This window comes from uncultured Campylobacter sp., from assembly GCF_937973075.1.
GTDB lineage: Bacteria > Campylobacterota > Campylobacteria > Campylobacterales > Campylobacteraceae > Campylobacter_B.
The window spans coordinates 1-13990 of record NZ_CALBWL010000013.1 but is presented as its reverse complement, the minus strand read 5'-3'; the positions used below and the strand labels follow the sequence as shown (position 1 = coordinate 13990).

Here is a 13990-nt window from a genome sequence, read left to right as displayed (position 1 = left end):
TTTCATTGATTTTAGTTAATCTTTAGCGATTTTTATTGCGGGCGCTTTCGTCTATCAGCACTACGTGCGTCAAAAAGATGATGAAAAATAGCTGGAAAAATAATCCTACCAGCGGGATCAAACACAGCAGGTAAAAAATAAAAGCGCTTAGAGCAAATTTATATCCTCCACCCATTTTATAAGAGCGCTCGAAGCTTTTCGCACTTAGCGCGTTTGAAGCGACGTCGATTAGAACCAGCTTGTAATAGATATAAAAAAACGGCACGTTGATGATAAATAAATTTATTACCGGCACGAACAAAAGCACCGAACAGATAAATAAAATCACTAAAAATTTTAAAATTTCAACGCTCATCAGCTTTAGCACTCGCGCCGTGCTCGCTTCATCCGCGCGGATTAGGCGGTAGTGGCGGGCGTTGATCTCTTTAGTGACTGCGGGTGTCAGAAAGGCCGCGATGATAAGCGCGCAAAACACGCTAAGCATCAGTACCGCAAAGCTGGCAAACACCGAAAAAATCGCGCCGATAATCCACTTCGTAGCAGCAAAGCTTAGAATTTTTGCAATTACCGGAAAGCGCTGTTCGTCCAAGAAGCTAAAATCGCCGCTTTGCGCGCCCTGCGAAAGTGCGTCAAAAAGCTCTTTGCCACCGAAAAATGCGAGCGTGCCCAAGATTATAAGCGAGCACATAAGCGGCAATAGTGAGAGCAGAATGAACTTGCGCGTAAAAAAATCCTGCTTTGCCAAATTAAAAATTCTACCCATGTATGCTCCTATTTGCGTTATTTTAGCGACTTTTGCGACGGAATTTGAGCTGAGTAATTTGGCTGCCGCACCGCGCCTCATCAATCCGCTCGCTTGGCGCATTCGCTTGCTTTAGCCGGCTCATCTCGCATTATAATACGGAATTTATGCTTTGATCGCTCGCCCGCGTTTAATTTGCTCGTTTATCGTGTGTAAAAAAAGAGGCCAGATTTAGCTTGATTTTTACCTGTTGCAAATATTTATTTGCTTGCTACGCGGAATTTCGCCACTTATAAATAAGCTGGCATTGCATAAAATTTTAGGCATAAAACTGCAGAATTCCAAATCAAAGCCCTTTTTTAAAATTCGCATGCCGAAATTTTATAGATGAAATTTCAAAATTTCAAAGGTAAATCCCGCGCGCAAATCCAGACTTCACTTCGTCGCGTCGTAGATCTTTTGCAATTGCTCGTAAATTTCGTTTGCGCTTACTGCGCCTTTTGATAGCACCTCGATTAGCACCTCGTTATCTTCAAGGTCTCCCCAGATTTTGCGGTAGCTGCCCTCTTTGTAGCCGTTATTTTGGCGGAATTTATTTAGCACGTTTTTGCCGATATATTTGGCAAAAAGTATGTCTAAGCTCACGCCACATTTAATCGCGACGCGAAAAAAATCGGTCAGCAGCTCGCCGATTTGCAGCCCAAAGCCGCTCGTTTCGTGGATTATGAGCTCGATGTCGTTTACGATTTCGTAGATGCTGTATTCGCGCACGTCGTAGGCGTAGGAGCTAAACTCCGCAAATCCGCTTACTGCCGTGACGTCGCTTACGATGTGATCGATGTCTTTGCTGCCGTAATATTGCTCTAAAATATAGCTCATCACGAAGTGCCAAATATCAACGATCTCGATGACGATATTATTCACGTCCGGCGCTGCAGAGATATTTTTCCAATGCTTCCACGCAAAGCTATCGATGAGCTCTGCGCATTCCATGTAAATGCAGCGCTTCCAGTTGATAAGTTTGCCGTTTTTTGTATAGCCGTCCTCCCAGCCCACGCCATTTGTTTCGTCGTTTAGGGCTTGCTGCATCAAAAACATCTCTTTTACTTTTTTATAATTTTCCATAAAAATTCTCCTAATTTTGGCTCGCGATTATAGCTAATAAAAGAAAATCATTGTATAATTTAACAAAAAGGAGGCTTAAAATGTGTGCCACTCAGGATAAATTCGACGAGTTTTTAGGCAGGATGAAACTCCTATCTCTCGGAGTTTTGCGCAATAATCTGCCATATTGCTGCAGTGCATTTTATGCCTACGATCCGCAAAATAAGGAGCTCATCATCGCAAGCGCGAGCGACTCCGAGCATATCAAAGCAGTCTTTGCCAACCGCGGAGTTGCGGCTACAGTCGCACTGGATACGAAATTTATAGGTAGGATCAAAGGCGTGCAGATTTGCGGCCATATCCGTAGCGCGGATGAGCGCGAAACCTCGCTATATCTTAAGCGCTTCCCGTTTGCGCGCGCGATGGAGACCGATTTTTTTACGATCAGAATCGATTGGATGAAAATGACCGATAATACTCTAACTTTCGGCAAAAAGCTAATTTGGGAGCGCTAGCTCGCTAAGAATACCATCTATTTATATTTTGCGAAATTTTAAACTTGCAAGACTTAAATTTTATCTAGTAAGATTTTGAAATTTGCATAAATTCTATCTTGTCTATTTTTCAAAGAATTTCACCATTAGATCCGCTTTAAAATTTCCGCTCGGTTGGTTTTTGGAATTTTACAGCATGGAATTTAGCGTAAAATTTCATTTTGCAAGCTGAGGTTGTCGCAAATTTTATTTCCTTAGAAGCGGAGCCTGCCGCATAGAATTTTACATGAAAATTTTAAAATTCTAAAATTTAGCTTTTCAAATTTAGCCTGGCGCTCAAGCTTAGCTCTGCCGCTCCCTGATTTCGCTTACTAGTCGTCCGCCGATCGCGTAGTCGTCAGTGGATATTTCATCTATCGTAACGACCGTGGTTTTTTCGCCCCTACCCAGCACGGCTACGAGGGCGTCGGTGAGATTCTTGACGAGCCTTGCTTTTTGTTCGCGACTTAAGCCGCCGCGCTCTTTGGTAATTTTAACGTTTATGTAGGGCATTAATTCTCCTTAAAATAAGCGTAATTGTAGCTAAAATTTCGTCTGTGCGCCTAAAAGTACGAAATTTTATGTTAAAATCGCCGTGATCTAAATTTAAGGAGAAAATATGCCATTGTTAGATAGTTTTAAGGTCGACCATACCCGCATGAATGCCCCGGGAGTGCGGCTCGCAAAGAGCATGCGCACCAAAAGTGGCGATAAGATCAGCGTCTATGATCTGCGGTTTTGCCGCCCGAATTTAGAGATCATGAGCGAGCGCGGCACCCACACGCTGGAGCATCTTTTCGCGGGTTTTATGCGCGAGCATCTAAATAGCGCGGACGTCGAGATCATCGACATCTCGCCGATGGGATGCCGCACGGGCTTTTATATGAGCGTGATAGGAGCACCCAGCGAGAGTGCCATCGCGGAGGCGTGGAGCGCGAGCATGAAGGATATTTTGGGCGTGGGCTCTCAAGCGGATATCCCCGAGCTGAATAAATTTCAGTGCGGCACCTTCGCGATGCACTCGCTAGTAGAAGCTAAACAGATCGCGCAAAACGTGCTAAATAAAGGAATCGGCGTGATCAAAAACGACGAGATCGCGCTGGATCCAAGCAAGATAAAATAGTTTTGAAATTTAAGAGATAGCGCAAAATTCTAACGCTATCTCTTTGAACTCCCGCTCGGCTCGTGATCAGTATGTTACGCGCTATAAAAACGTTATCGTAAAATGTGCAAAAATTCGAGGCGCAAAAATGCGTATCTGCTAAAACAAGCCGGAGGTAGCATCTATTTATAAACCGACTTGGAGCTTGCCGTAAAGTCTGCGCCATGCGAGGTTTTTGATAAAAGCTACGATTTGGCTTTAATCTGGGTAGCAAAAGCGCGCAAGCAAAGCTCATATCAAATTTAATAAATTTATTTCGTAAGCCGGCTTTAAATTTATAAGAATTTTTAAAATTTCGTCTTAAATTAAAGCCGAAATTCTACCCGCAAATACCATGCTTATGCACATTATTACTTTCAGATGCGATCTTCAATCCTCCAAAAAAATCGTATAGCAAAACGAGAATTTAGAATTTTTATTTAAGGTTGCGTTGTGAGTTTGGCGTTTGAAATTTCACTTTCGCTGCACGAAAAGAATGCTAAAATTCCGCCGAAACCGCACCGGATGCGGTGAACTTAAAGGAGAGAAAATGCAAAGAATTTTTCATATAAAAGATGCTATTTGTAGCGACGAGCGAGCCGTAAAAACGACATTTTTTACTACGGAGGCCACTTGCGGCGCGGTTTGGATCGTCAAACGCGGCCAGGTCGTAGCGCCGCATATTCACCCAGACGGAGATGACGTGTGGATATGCTTAAGCGGAAGCGGCGTGTTTTATCCGAGCAAGGGCGAGGAGGTGCCGATCTGTGCGGGAGATCTAATCATTTCCAAAAGCGGAGAGTGCCACGGTATGAAAAATACGGGCGATGAGGATTTTGTGTTTGCAAGCGTTACGGCGCCGATTCCGTGCGGCTACGAAGCGCTTTGAATTAAAATTTGCCAGAGATTTTGTGGTATTCGTAAAATAAATTAGCGCCGCAAAGAGTTGAATCAGAATTTGTCCGTAGCGTTAAATTTCATAAATTTAGCCGCGCTTTTGTACAATTTCAAGTGCCGCGCAATCTGCGGCGAGATTAAATTTGAGGCAAAAGATGTATGAGGATTTTACGCAAGAGCCAAAGTATGAGCGCGCGCAAAAGAAACGCAAAGCTAGGGCGCGCAAGGCAGAAGCAGATCGTAAGCCGGTGCGAGACGCGCCTCGAGGCATGCCGCTTTGGCGCAAGATCGCGCTTGGCGCGATATTTGTATTCGCGGCTTTTAGCGTGCTTATTATGTCGGCTGTTATAAATTCCAGCGACGACTACTCGCCGCGGGATGACGAGCAGATCAAATACAGCGATTTTTACAAAAAAGGAGATGAAATTTACGCCCTTGTCGTGGGCGCGGGCTATTTTGCGATACCGAGCGCGGACGCAGCGAGCTTTCGGGTTTTGGATTTCGGCTCTGGCTACCGCTCCAACGTAGCGGCGGATAAAAACGCCGTATATTGCGGAAACATCGCGATGAGCGAGCTAGAGCCCGCGCGCACGAAAGCCGTAGCGTTCGGATACGTAAGCGACGGGCAAGTTAGCTATTTTTGCGACGGCGAAGCGGTGTGGAACGACGCGCTGGGGGCGTTTAAGCTCACTTATCAAACCTTGGCGCATATTTTTTGGGATGCGCCCAAGCCGCAAAGCTACGTTTATAAATTTAAACGAGTGGACGCTACGGATCTGCGCCAAATCGCGGGCGTATATTACGCTTCGCAGGGCTCTCTCGCGTTTTATAAAGGAGAGGTTTTGCCGGGCGCGGATGCCGCGAGCCTGCGCCAGATAGAGGGAAGCGACGGCAGGGCGAGCGGCGTTTATGCCGCGGACGGCGCGAACGTGTATTTTAAAAACCTGCGCCTTGACGCACGGGATAACGGCGGGCATTACGATCTTTTCAGGCAGTGGCTAAGCTATTTTTTGTGGGATGCGAAAAGCGGCGACGTTTTTGCAAACGATTTAAAATTTGACCCAGCCGCCGCGCCATATACTCCGCTAAATAGGCAGCTTGCGCATTCAAACCATCTACTTTTTGCTTCCCCTGGCGGCATCTATTATTTCGACGAGAATGACGGAAAGCAAAAGCGCGCGGCAGACAACCCCTTTGAGGGCGAAGTTCGCGCGCTTAGCGGCAGCGTGTTTCAAAGCGGTAAGCGGATATATTTTTTAGAAGGCGCCGAAGTTTGGGGCGGCGGCCGCAGCAGTCGTAGGCTGGTCGCTCGCAAAAGCGGGCTTTTCGCGCTCGAGCTGCCGCATGAGTGGCGCAGGGTCGGCGGCGTGCACGGCGGGCTATACGGCTGGATCTATTCAAACGGTGGGCGATTTTTCTACTTCGACGATCTGGGCTCTTCGCAGCTGATAGATCGGTGCATTTATGAGATCAGAGATTTAAACTTGGTTGAAATTTTGCTTCAAAAAAGCAGCCTTGGCACGAGTAAAATTCGCGAGATGATAAAGAGCGGCGGGCTTGAGGCGGTGGACGGCGAGCTGCTTTTTGAGGTAAAGACGCGAGTGGAATTTTAGCCGCGATTTAAGCACAATTCGAGCATGAAAAGTGCTGCTAAATTTTAAAATTTGATTTTATTTCGGCATAAATTTATAAAATTTAAACGTCGTCGTGGGCTCTAGCGCAGGTTTAGAAATTTCATCGCAAATTCCTTTAGAGCGGGTGCGCAAATTTCGTTTCGCGTCGTCGCGACGGCTCGCGAAATATTTTGTATCGATCGCGATCTTTGCGTTGCGGCGCGCTTGGATAAGACGTCGCCGTAAAATTTTATTCTCGGTGTGGGACACACGGCGCCAGAACATAAATTTAAAAGTCTCAAATCGCAAAGCTGAACGCATAAAATTTGCATGCTCAAACTTACGAGATAAAATTTAGCGGCTTGGATTCAAAAGCGCAAATATCTTACTTCGATATAAAATTTAGCAGAGCGAGTGCAGATCGAGCGGCGCGATCAAAGCGCCGTTTTGCGAGCATATGAGACCCAAGCGGCGTCAAAAGCGAGCATAGGATACAAACGCTATTTTATAAATCCGCTTGCCACTACGCGGTCGCGCTCGTCGTAGAAAACCGCGAGCTGTGCCGGAGCGATGCCCGCTGCGGGTGCGGACAGCACGGCATGCACGCCGCCGTCTTCGCGAGGCGAAATTTTAACGGGGAGTTTGGCGCTGCGGTAACGGATCTTAACGCCTAGACCCGGCATATTTAAAATTTCATCCCTGCTTAAAAAGGCGTTAAAATTTTCGGTGTCGAACTCGTAGGTTGCCAGCTCATCCTTACCGCCCACGACGATCTCGTTTTTGTGCGGGTCGATGCTTAGCACGAAGTGCGGCTCATGCGCGCCGTGCACCGTAAAACCGCGGCGTTTGCCGATCGTGTAGTGCATATAGCCCTCGTGAGTGCCGATGGCGTTGCCCGCGCGATCGCGCACGATGCCTGGCATTTTGGTACCCGTATGACGGTTTAAAACGTCGATGTAGGTGGTGTCCACAAAGCAGATCTCGCTGCTTTCGCTCGCAGAAGCGATCTGCGAAAGCTCCTCATAGGCGCGCGCGGCCTCTTTGACGTCCTTTTTATACATCCCTCCAAGTGGAAAGAGCATAAACTTAAGCGCGGCGGGATCGATGTTTGCTAAAAAATAGCTCTGATCTTTGCTAAGATCGGTCGCAGCTTTTAAAAGCCCGTCCTCGATACGGACATAATGCCCCGTAGCTAGGCGCTCAAAGCCTTGCTCGCGCGCAAATTCCAAAAGCTTGCCGAGTTTTATGCGGCGGTTACACAGTGCGCACGGATTTGGCGTAAGACCGCCGATATAGGCCTGCACGAAGGGCTCGTAAACGTCGCGATTAAAATCATCCTGCAGATCCAAAATGTGGATTTTTATACCCAAAAACTCACCCACCTTGCGGACTTTGGCAATGTTTGCCTCGTGATAGCCGGGCTTTGCATGCAGCTTCATATAGCAGCCCTGCACCTCGTGCCCCGCGTCTTGCAGCAGCTTCGCGCACATCGAGCTATCCACGCCGCCGCTCATCGCGACTAAAATTTTCATTCGTTCTCCTTACGTTGCACGTCCGTTAAAATTTCATCCACGCTGTCGCAGAGCTTGAAATTTTGCAGATCGCTTTCGTTTATCGCACCAGATTTTAGCAGTGAAGTGCGGAAAAACTCCATTAGCGGCGCGTAGAATTCCTCGTCGTAAAGATAGATCCGTGCGCGTTTAAAGCCCGTCTGTACCAGCACTAAAATTTCAAAAAATTCATCTAGCGTCCCAAAGCCGCCCGGAAAGATTACGAAAATTTCGCTGTTTTCGATGAGAGCGCCTTTGCGCGGTGCAAATGCTGAAAATTTCGCGCCTTGCGTCAAAAAGCCGTTGCTTTTTTGCTCAAACGGCAGCATGATGTTAAAGCCCACGCTGTGCGTCCTTGCCCTCGCAAATGCGCCTCGGTTGGCGCCTTGCATAATGCCGCCACCGCCTCCGGTGATGATCGAGTATCCTAAATCGGCGAGCCCCTCGCAGAGCTTTTGTGCGTCTTTTACGTAGCGATTGTCCTCGCTAAAGCGCGCCGAGCCGAAGATCGTGGCGCTTTTGCCCACGTTTTTGAGATTGTCTCGGGCGATTTTGATGTCTTTTAAAATTTCTTTTAACTGCATTATTAATCTATCTTTTATGTATATTATTTAAAATTTTAACTTTAAGAATACCATTAAATTTTTAAAATTCCGTTTAAAATAGTAGAATTTGCGTGATTTAAAATCTCGTCGTAAATCATACTAGGTTACTAAGCTTTCGTAAAAATCCGCCGACGCCGCAGTAAGCACTCATATCGATAGGCTCGCAGCCCTGCTTGCCCAAAAATCGTGAGACGCTCTGTCTAAGCGCGATGGTAGCGGGCGAAAACGGATAGTGCGAGTTAAAAAGCGCGCGATTTTGTGAGCAGACGGCTACTTGTTTGCAAAACGGCACAAAGCCTAGCAGTTTAAAGCCCAGCTCGCTTATATTGCGATGCGCGACCGACTTTAGATTTTCGTAAATCATCACGGCATCATCCTCGCTCGCGGTGAAATTTAGCAAAAACAAAACCTCTTTTTTGCTCGCCCCGAGCGTTTTTAAAAGCGCGTAGGTATTGCTGATCGAGCAGGGCTCGTTCGCACACAGCACGATATTTTCGTCGCCGATGCTCAAAAAATCTCCAAGATACTCAAGCCCCACATCGATCAAAATAAAATCGAAGATTCCCGCCTCTTTCAGCTCGCTCGCGAAGCGAGCGGGGCTTTCGTGAGCTTTTGCACTCGCGGAATTTCCGGCTTTTTCGGGATTTGATGAGCGGGCGGAATTTTTCTCTTCATCTTCACTTGCGGAATTTTGAGAATTCTCGTCAGGGATTGAATTTTGCTTGGTGAAATCATCGCTTTTAAAATTCTCTAGGCTTTCTGATTCTGTAAAATTCTGTCCACCCCCGCAATTCTGCGGCTTTTTGGCTGCACAATTCGTAGAATTTTTTGCAGCGTTTGCTATTGAATTTGAAGCGGCGGAATTTTCTGAGTTATTTTTGCCATCAGAGCTCGTGAGTTTTTGCGCGTAATTATTCGAGCTGAGACTTTCGTCGTCTTGCGAGCCTTGCGCGCTACCTATAGAATTTTGCATGACGTAATCGTCCGCGCTAGAGCTTACGTTTTTGATAGAATTTTGCGAGGATGCGTGATTTTGTGAAGCAAGCGCGGGCGAGACGAGAGTTAAATTTTGAGAAATTTTTACCGCGACGGCGCTTGGCAGCGAAATCCTCTTTCTTTGCAAAGCGTTTAAGATGATCTCTTGATTGTTTAAATTCGGCGCTTCTATGATCGCCGTGCGGTAGCCCTGCTCGCTTAGAATTTCGGCGAAATTTGCTGCAATCACGCTCTTGCCGACTCCGCCCTTGGCGCTTAAAAAATTTACGATTTTAGTTTGCATATCAGTCCTCTTTTAAATTTCATCTCTCCAAGTGGCAAAATCACGCTTATGCGCTCGCAAACACCCGGATGCGGTAGCGCGAGCCGTTCGCAGGCACGCACCTTTGCGCTTGCATATAAAATATCCACGTCCAGCGTGCGCGGCGCGTTTTTGAAGCTTCTTTTGCGCCCAAATCGTAGCTCTGCGCGCTGCATGATTTTGAGTAATGTAAGCGGCGGCAGAGAGCTTTGCACGAGCATTACGGCGTTTAAAAAATCGGGCTGATCTAAAAAGCCGAACGGCCTGTTTTTTAAGATCGGAGAATTTTGCGCTACGAAAAAGCGCGCATCGCTTTGTAAAACGCGATAAAATAGCTCGAAGCGCCGCCTGACATCTCCTAAATTCCCGCCGAGCCCAAGCAGGTATAAATTTTTAAAATTTCCGCGCTCGCGACGCCTCATCGGGAAAACAGCGCTTTTTACGACGCACAGCGCGTCCGCGCACTCGTAAAATCCGTTTTTCTTAAGCCGCATGTTCACCCGAGCTACTCTCATAAAATTTCAGCCCCGTTTTCGCGTACGACCACGACGTCCTCGATGCGCACGCCAAACTCGCCGGGCAAGTAAATCCCAGGCTCCACGCTAAATACCATCCCCTCTTTTAGCACGGTATCTCCGCGCTTTGAGATAAACGGAAGCTCGTGGATATCGACTCCCACGCCATGCCCGGTGCTGTGGAAAAACGCTTCGCCGTAACCATGCCTCGCGATAAAATCCCTAGCCGCCGCATCGATCTCGCTCGCCTTTTTGCCGGGCATGACCGCAGCGATCGCCAGAGCTTGCGCCTCTTTTACGATCTCGTAAATCTCTTGCCGTTTTGCGTTTTTAAAATTTTGCTCCTTGCCGAAATTAAAATTTTCGTCAAAGCACGCCGTGCGCGTCCTATCCGAGCAGTAGCGATTAAATTTAACCCCTGCATCAAGCAGGAGCAGATCACCCTCTCTCAGCCGCTTTTTGCCGGGCAATGCGTGCGCCTTCGCGGCGTTTTCGTTGATCGCGGCGATAGGCGAAAAGCTAAGCGCGAGCTCGCCCTTTTTCTTAAAGATGAGCTCGGCGTTAAAAAACAGCTCCTCTTCGCTCATACCTTCGCCGCTAGCGCGTACGAACGCGGCAAATTCGTCAAATCTTTCCGCACCCAGCTGCGCCGCTTGCTTTAAAATTTTTATCTCGTCCTCTGATTTTATTATGCGCGAAATTTGCGAAAAATTCGCCCGCGCCTTAAATCTTATCCCAAGCCCTTTGCTTAGCGCCTCCCACTCGCCCGCGCTAAAATCGTACGGGTTATACGCAAGCTCCTTTACGCCCATTTTTCGCAAAAACAGCCGCGCGTCTTTTATCAAATTTCGCTCGACCTCGATCACTTTGGTATCTTGGCAAAGCTCGCGCGCTTCGATGCTATAACGCGCATCGGTAAGGAAAAATTTGCGCCCCGCGAGGCTCAAAAATATCGCGTTGTCGCAGCTGTATCCGCACTCGTGGTAAACGGCATTTTCGTCCTTTAGGATAAAATTTTTCAAATTTAATCCTAAACCTACTCGGCTTTCTGCTCGGCTCTGGCTGCCTTGATCTGCTCAAAAATTTGAATCATTCCGATCATCGCCAGATGGTATCCAACGGGGCCGAAACCGATAATCTGACCCGCTGTTACGGGCGCTATTAGGCTTTTTTGTCTAAGCTCCTCTCTGCGAGCGATGTTTGAGATATGCACCTCGATCACGGGCAGACTGACTGCGGCGAGCGCATCGCGGATAGCGAGCGAAGTGTGCGTGTAGGCGGCAGGGTTGATGATGATGCCGTTGCAGGTGCCAAAGCACTCTTGGATCTTATCGACGATCTCGCCTTCGAAATTGCTCTGGAAAAACTCGATCTCGTTGCCGCTCTGATCGGCGACCGCCTTCATCTGTTTATGGATGTCCTCCATCTTCATAACCCCGTAAATAGCGGGCTCGCGCATACCGAGCATATTGATATTCGGTCCTTGAATCACCATAATTTTCATTTTTACGTCCTTGTTTTGAAATTTAAGCGAAAATTATAACCAAAGCGAGCTTATTTTTTACTATGGCGCTAAATTTGCCCGCTCAAGCCCAAGCGATAAAATTTTATCTCTAAATTTAGCGCGGAAGAGAATTTTATGCTAAAATCACGCGCTGTTTTAGATAAGGAAAACGATGAGAATTTTAAGAGCGAAGTGGGTTCTTGCCTGCGATGAGAATTTTAAAATTTTAAAAGATGGCGCGATCGTCTTTGACGAGAAAATAATCGAGGTCTGCTCCTTTGCAAGCGTGGCGAGCAAATACCCGCAGGCCGAAATTTTGGACTTTAGCGGCGACATAGCGATGCCTGCGTTTATAAATCCGCACGTGCATTTGGAATTTAGCGCAAACAAAGGCACGCTGCGCTACGGAGATTTTTTGGACTGGCTAGGTAGCGTCATCGCTTCACGTCAGCAGCTTGACGCCGCGGCGCGCGGACGGTTGATCTTGGAGCAGATCGCCGCTATGATGCGAAGCGGCGTGGGTACGATCGGCGAAATTTCAAGCTTCGGCGGCGAGGCTGAAGCTTGCGCGCAAAGCGGCATTAGAACCGTGTTTTTTAATGAAATTTTAGGCGCGAGCAAGGACGCTGCGGCGGAGAATATTTCTAAATTTAAAGAGCGTTTTGAGCGCGCAAAGGCGCTCGCAAGCTCGCTTTTTATCCCCGCCGTATCGGTGCACTCGCCGTACTCGGCGCACCCGCAGATTACGGAGTTTGCGACGAAGCTTGCCCGCGAAAACGGGCTTGTTATAAGCACTCATTTTATGGAGAGCGCGTATGAGCGGCAGTGGCTGCGCACGGGTCGTGGCAAGCTTAAAACCTGGCTTGCTAAATTTAATCCCGCGCCCGCGCCTTTTTACTCGCCGCAGAGCTTCGTAGCGCATTTTAGCGGGCTTCGCACGCTTTTTACGCATTGCGTTTGGGTGGATGATTTTAGCATCTTTGATCCGAAGCTCCACTCGATCACGCACTGCGCGCGCTCCAACCGCCTGCTTAGCAAAAAGCGGCTAAGCTTTAAAAAGCTGCTCGCAAGCGGGCTTAATTACAACATCGCTACCGACGGGCTTAGCTCAAATTTTAGTCTAAGCTTTTTAGACGAGCTGCGCGCAAATTTAATGATACACGACGAGCTGGGCCTGGCGGAACTGGCGCGGGCGTTACTTTTAGGCGCGACGAGAAATGCAGCCGCCGCGCTGGGATTAAGCTTAGGTGAGCTGAAAGAGGGCAAGCTCGCCGATATCGCCGTTTTTGAAGGCATTGAGTGCGACGAAGCTCAGCTGCCGCTACAGCTCATTTTGCAGAGCAAAAACGCAAAATCACTTTTTATCGAAGGAATGAAATGCAATTTCTAAAGAATATCTTTGCGCCGATCGGCGCCGTGCTTGGGTTTATCAATAAATACTTTAAATCCTTGATTTTTCTGCTTATTTTGTTTTTGATTTTCGCAGGCGGCGAAAGCGCGCAACAAAAGGGCACGAATCTCGCTCAGCTTTCGCTAAACGGCGCGATAATGGACGATAGCGAAATTTTAGAAAAGATCGAAACCCTGAAAAACGACGAGGCGATCAAAGGAGTGCTTCTACTGATCGACAGCCCCGGCGGCGCGCTAAGCCCGAGCGTGGAAATTTCGCTAGCCATCAAGTCTCTAAACTCGCGCAAGCCGGTCGTCGCCTACGCCAAGGGCACGATGGCGAGCGGCAGCTACCTAGGCGGCGTGTGGGCGAGTAAAATTTACGCAAATCCGGGCAGCTTCATCGGCTCCATAGGCGTGATCATGCAGGGCTTAGACGTGAGCGAAGCTGCCGCTAAGCTAGGCTTTGCCGAACAGATCGTCAAAGCGGGTGAGCTCAAAGAAGCGGGTACGATGATGCGAAAATGGAGCGACGCGGAGCGCGCAAGCCTCCAAGCTCTGGTGGATGAGAGCTACGAGCTATTTACGCGCGAGGTGGCACAGGCGCGCTCGCTGGATCTTAGGAAGCGCGATGCGTGGGCAAATGCGCGAGTATTTTTAGCTAGCGGCGCCAAAGGTGTAGGGCTTATCGACGAGGTGGGCTCTTTGGATGACGCTAAAAGCGCGCTCATAAAGGCTAGCGGCGTAGCAGATCCGATCTGGCAGGAGCCCTCGGCGTATGAGAAGATGATAGATAGGCTAGCGAATAAAAGCGAGAGTTTGGTGCGCGGGGCGTTCGGCGCGAAGCTGATGGCGTATTAGAATTTTAGAAATTTTAAATTATGAGGGAATTTTAAAAGTAGAATTTTGTATGCAGAAGTACACTGGATTTGATTACTTTTAAATTTCCTGCTTTTCCATTTAGCGTTTCTTTAAAATTTTACCCTTTTTGTGAATTTTTCTTTGTTTAAGAACTCCTCATTTTTCTACTAATTATTCAGCCCCCTTTAAGCATCGCTCTTGTATAATCACAATTCTGTTTCGCACCGAGTCGAATCTGC

General features: G+C 47.8%; 16 protein-coding genes. 6 read left to right on the top strand and 10 right to left on the bottom strand.

Annotated features, from left to right (window positions below):
• Positions 1 to 22 precede the first annotated feature (22 nt).
• Complete coding sequence (locus Q0274_RS01460; protein WP_298027011.1) at positions 23 to 763, bottom strand: EI24 domain-containing protein; 741 nt, start codon at positions 761 to 763, stop codon at positions 23 to 25.
• A gap of 414 nt (positions 764 to 1177) precedes the next feature.
• Entirely contained in the window at positions 1178 to 1867 is a 690-nt protein-coding gene (locus Q0274_RS01455; protein ID WP_298027009.1) for a dUTP diphosphatase, read from the bottom strand.
• An 80-nt stretch (positions 1868 to 1947) separates the two neighbouring features.
• Here Q0274_RS01455 and Q0274_RS01450 point away from each other — a divergent pair, with 80 nt between their 5' ends.
• Complete coding sequence (locus tag Q0274_RS01450; protein ID WP_298027007.1) at positions 1948 to 2361, top strand: hypothetical protein; 414 nt, start codon at positions 1948 to 1950, stop codon at positions 2359 to 2361.
• A 321-nt stretch (positions 2362 to 2682) separates the two neighbouring features.
• On the opposite strand, the gene Q0274_RS01445 is transcribed toward Q0274_RS01450, so the two are convergent.
• Positions 2683 to 2892, bottom strand: coding sequence for a 4-oxalocrotonate tautomerase family protein (locus Q0274_RS01445; RefSeq protein ID WP_297996937.1), 210 nt, complete (start codon positions 2890 to 2892; stop codon positions 2683 to 2685).
• 106 nt (positions 2893 to 2998) lie between these two features.
• Here Q0274_RS01445 and luxS point away from each other — a divergent pair, with 106 nt between their 5' ends.
• The 3 genes from luxS to Q0274_RS01430 all read left to right on the top strand — a co-directional run bounded on the left by luxS (position 2999) and on the right by Q0274_RS01430 (position 6030).
• On the top strand, positions 2999 to 3502 hold the full coding sequence (luxS, locus tag Q0274_RS01440) for an S-ribosylhomocysteine lyase (protein ID WP_298027005.1): 504 nt from the start codon (positions 2999 to 3001) through the stop codon (positions 3500 to 3502).
• Positions 3503 to 4070: 568 nt separating this feature from the next.
• A complete protein-coding gene (locus Q0274_RS01435; RefSeq protein WP_298027004.1) occupies positions 4071 to 4409 on the top strand; it encodes a cupin domain-containing protein in 339 nt (112 codons plus the stop codon).
• A gap of 163 nt (positions 4410 to 4572) precedes the next feature.
• Positions 4573 to 6030 carry a DKNYY domain-containing protein gene (locus Q0274_RS01430; protein WP_298027003.1) on the top strand — a complete coding sequence of 486 codons (1458 nt, stop codon included), beginning with the start codon at positions 4573 to 4575 and terminating at the stop codon, positions 6028 to 6030.
• 57 nt (positions 6031 to 6087) lie between these two features.
• On the opposite strand, the gene Q0274_RS01425 is transcribed toward Q0274_RS01430, so the two are convergent.
• The 7 genes from Q0274_RS01425 to aroQ all read right to left on the bottom strand — a co-directional run bounded on the left by Q0274_RS01425 (position 6088) and on the right by aroQ (position 11501).
• Positions 6088 to 6300, bottom strand: coding sequence for a hypothetical protein (locus Q0274_RS01425; protein ID WP_298027001.1), 213 nt, complete (start codon positions 6298 to 6300; stop codon positions 6088 to 6090).
• 230 nt (positions 6301 to 6530) lie between these two features.
• Positions 6531 to 7562, bottom strand: coding sequence for a tRNA 2-thiouridine(34) synthase MnmA (gene mnmA / locus Q0274_RS01420; RefSeq protein ID WP_298026998.1), 1032 nt, complete (start codon positions 7560 to 7562; stop codon positions 6531 to 6533).
• Entirely contained in the window at positions 7559 to 8164 is a 606-nt protein-coding gene (locus tag Q0274_RS01415; RefSeq protein ID WP_298026996.1) for a TIGR00730 family Rossman fold protein, read from the bottom strand. Before Q0274_RS01415 ends, mnmA begins: the two co-directional genes overlap by 4 nt.
• A 115-nt stretch (positions 8165 to 8279) precedes the next feature.
• Entirely contained in the window at positions 8280 to 9464 is a 1185-nt protein-coding gene (locus Q0274_RS01410) for a P-loop NTPase (protein WP_298026993.1), read from the bottom strand.
• Positions 9446 to 9997, bottom strand: coding sequence for a 2-amino-4-hydroxy-6-hydroxymethyldihydropteridine diphosphokinase (gene folK / locus Q0274_RS01405; protein ID WP_298026991.1), 552 nt, complete (start codon positions 9995 to 9997; stop codon positions 9446 to 9448). Before folK ends, Q0274_RS01410 begins: the two co-directional genes overlap by 19 nt.
• Complete coding sequence (locus Q0274_RS01400) at positions 9994 to 11019, bottom strand: M24 family metallopeptidase (protein ID WP_298026987.1); 1026 nt, start codon at positions 11017 to 11019, stop codon at positions 9994 to 9996. Before Q0274_RS01400 ends, folK begins: the two co-directional genes overlap by 4 nt.
• A gap of 14 nt (positions 11020 to 11033) precedes the next feature.
• Positions 11034 to 11501: a type II 3-dehydroquinate dehydratase gene (gene aroQ, locus Q0274_RS01395; RefSeq protein ID WP_298026986.1), complete on the bottom strand. Its 468-nt coding sequence runs from the start codon at positions 11499 to 11501 to the stop codon at positions 11034 to 11036.
• A gap of 172 nt (positions 11502 to 11673) precedes the next feature.
• Between aroQ and Q0274_RS01390 the strand changes: the two genes are divergently transcribed.
• Positions 11674 to 12891, top strand: a complete 1218-nt coding sequence (locus Q0274_RS01390; RefSeq protein WP_298026985.1) for a metal-dependent hydrolase — start codon at positions 11674 to 11676, stop codon at positions 12889 to 12891.
• Positions 12879 to 13751 carry a signal peptide peptidase SppA gene (sppA, locus tag Q0274_RS01385; RefSeq protein WP_298026982.1) on the top strand — a complete coding sequence of 291 codons (873 nt, stop codon included), beginning with the start codon at positions 12879 to 12881 and terminating at the stop codon, positions 13749 to 13751. Before Q0274_RS01390 ends, sppA begins: the two co-directional genes overlap by 13 nt.
• Positions 13752 to 13990 lie beyond the last annotated feature (239 nt).

Bases quoted from the DNA above. Each gene is read 5' to 3' on its own strand.
- Q0274_RS01460 (WP_298027011.1), bottom strand. From the start codon at position 763: ATGGGTAGAATTTTTAATTTGGCAAAGCAGGATTTTTTTACGCGCAAG.
- Q0274_RS01455 (WP_298027009.1), bottom strand. From the start codon at position 1,867: ATGGAAAATTATAAAAAAGTAAAAGAGATGTTTTTGATGCAGCAAGCC.
- Q0274_RS01450 (WP_298027007.1), top strand. From the start codon at position 1,948: ATGTGTGCCACTCAGGATAAATTCGACGAGTTTTTAGGCAGGATGAAA.
- Q0274_RS01445 (WP_297996937.1), bottom strand. From the start codon at position 2,892: ATGCCCTACATAAACGTTAAAATTACCAAAGAGCGCGGCGGCTTAAGT.
- luxS (WP_298027005.1), top strand. From the start codon at position 2,999: ATGCCATTGTTAGATAGTTTTAAGGTCGACCATACCCGCATGAATGCC.
- Q0274_RS01435 (WP_298027004.1), top strand. From the start codon at position 4,071: ATGCAAAGAATTTTTCATATAAAAGATGCTATTTGTAGCGACGAGCGA.
- Q0274_RS01430 (WP_298027003.1), top strand. From the start codon at position 4,573: ATGTATGAGGATTTTACGCAAGAGCCAAAGTATGAGCGCGCGCAAAAG.
- mnmA (WP_298026998.1), bottom strand. From the start codon at position 7,562: ATGAAAATTTTAGTCGCGATGAGCGGCGGCGTGGATAGCTCGATGTGC.
- Q0274_RS01415 (WP_298026996.1), bottom strand. From the start codon at position 8,164: ATGCAGTTAAAAGAAATTTTAAAAGACATCAAAATCGCCCGAGACAAT.
- Q0274_RS01410 (WP_298026993.1), bottom strand. From the start codon at position 9,464: ATGCAAACTAAAATCGTAAATTTTTTAAGCGCCAAGGGCGGAGTCGGC.
- folK (WP_298026991.1), bottom strand. From the start codon at position 9,997: ATGAGAGTAGCTCGGGTGAACATGCGGCTTAAGAAAAACGGATTTTAC.
- aroQ (WP_298026986.1), bottom strand. From the start codon at position 11,501: ATGAAAATTATGGTGATTCAAGGACCGAATATCAATATGCTCGGTATG.
- Q0274_RS01390 (WP_298026985.1), top strand. From the start codon at position 11,674: ATGAGAATTTTAAGAGCGAAGTGGGTTCTTGCCTGCGATGAGAATTTT.
- sppA (WP_298026982.1), top strand. From the start codon at position 12,879: ATGCAATTTCTAAAGAATATCTTTGCGCCGATCGGCGCCGTGCTTGGG.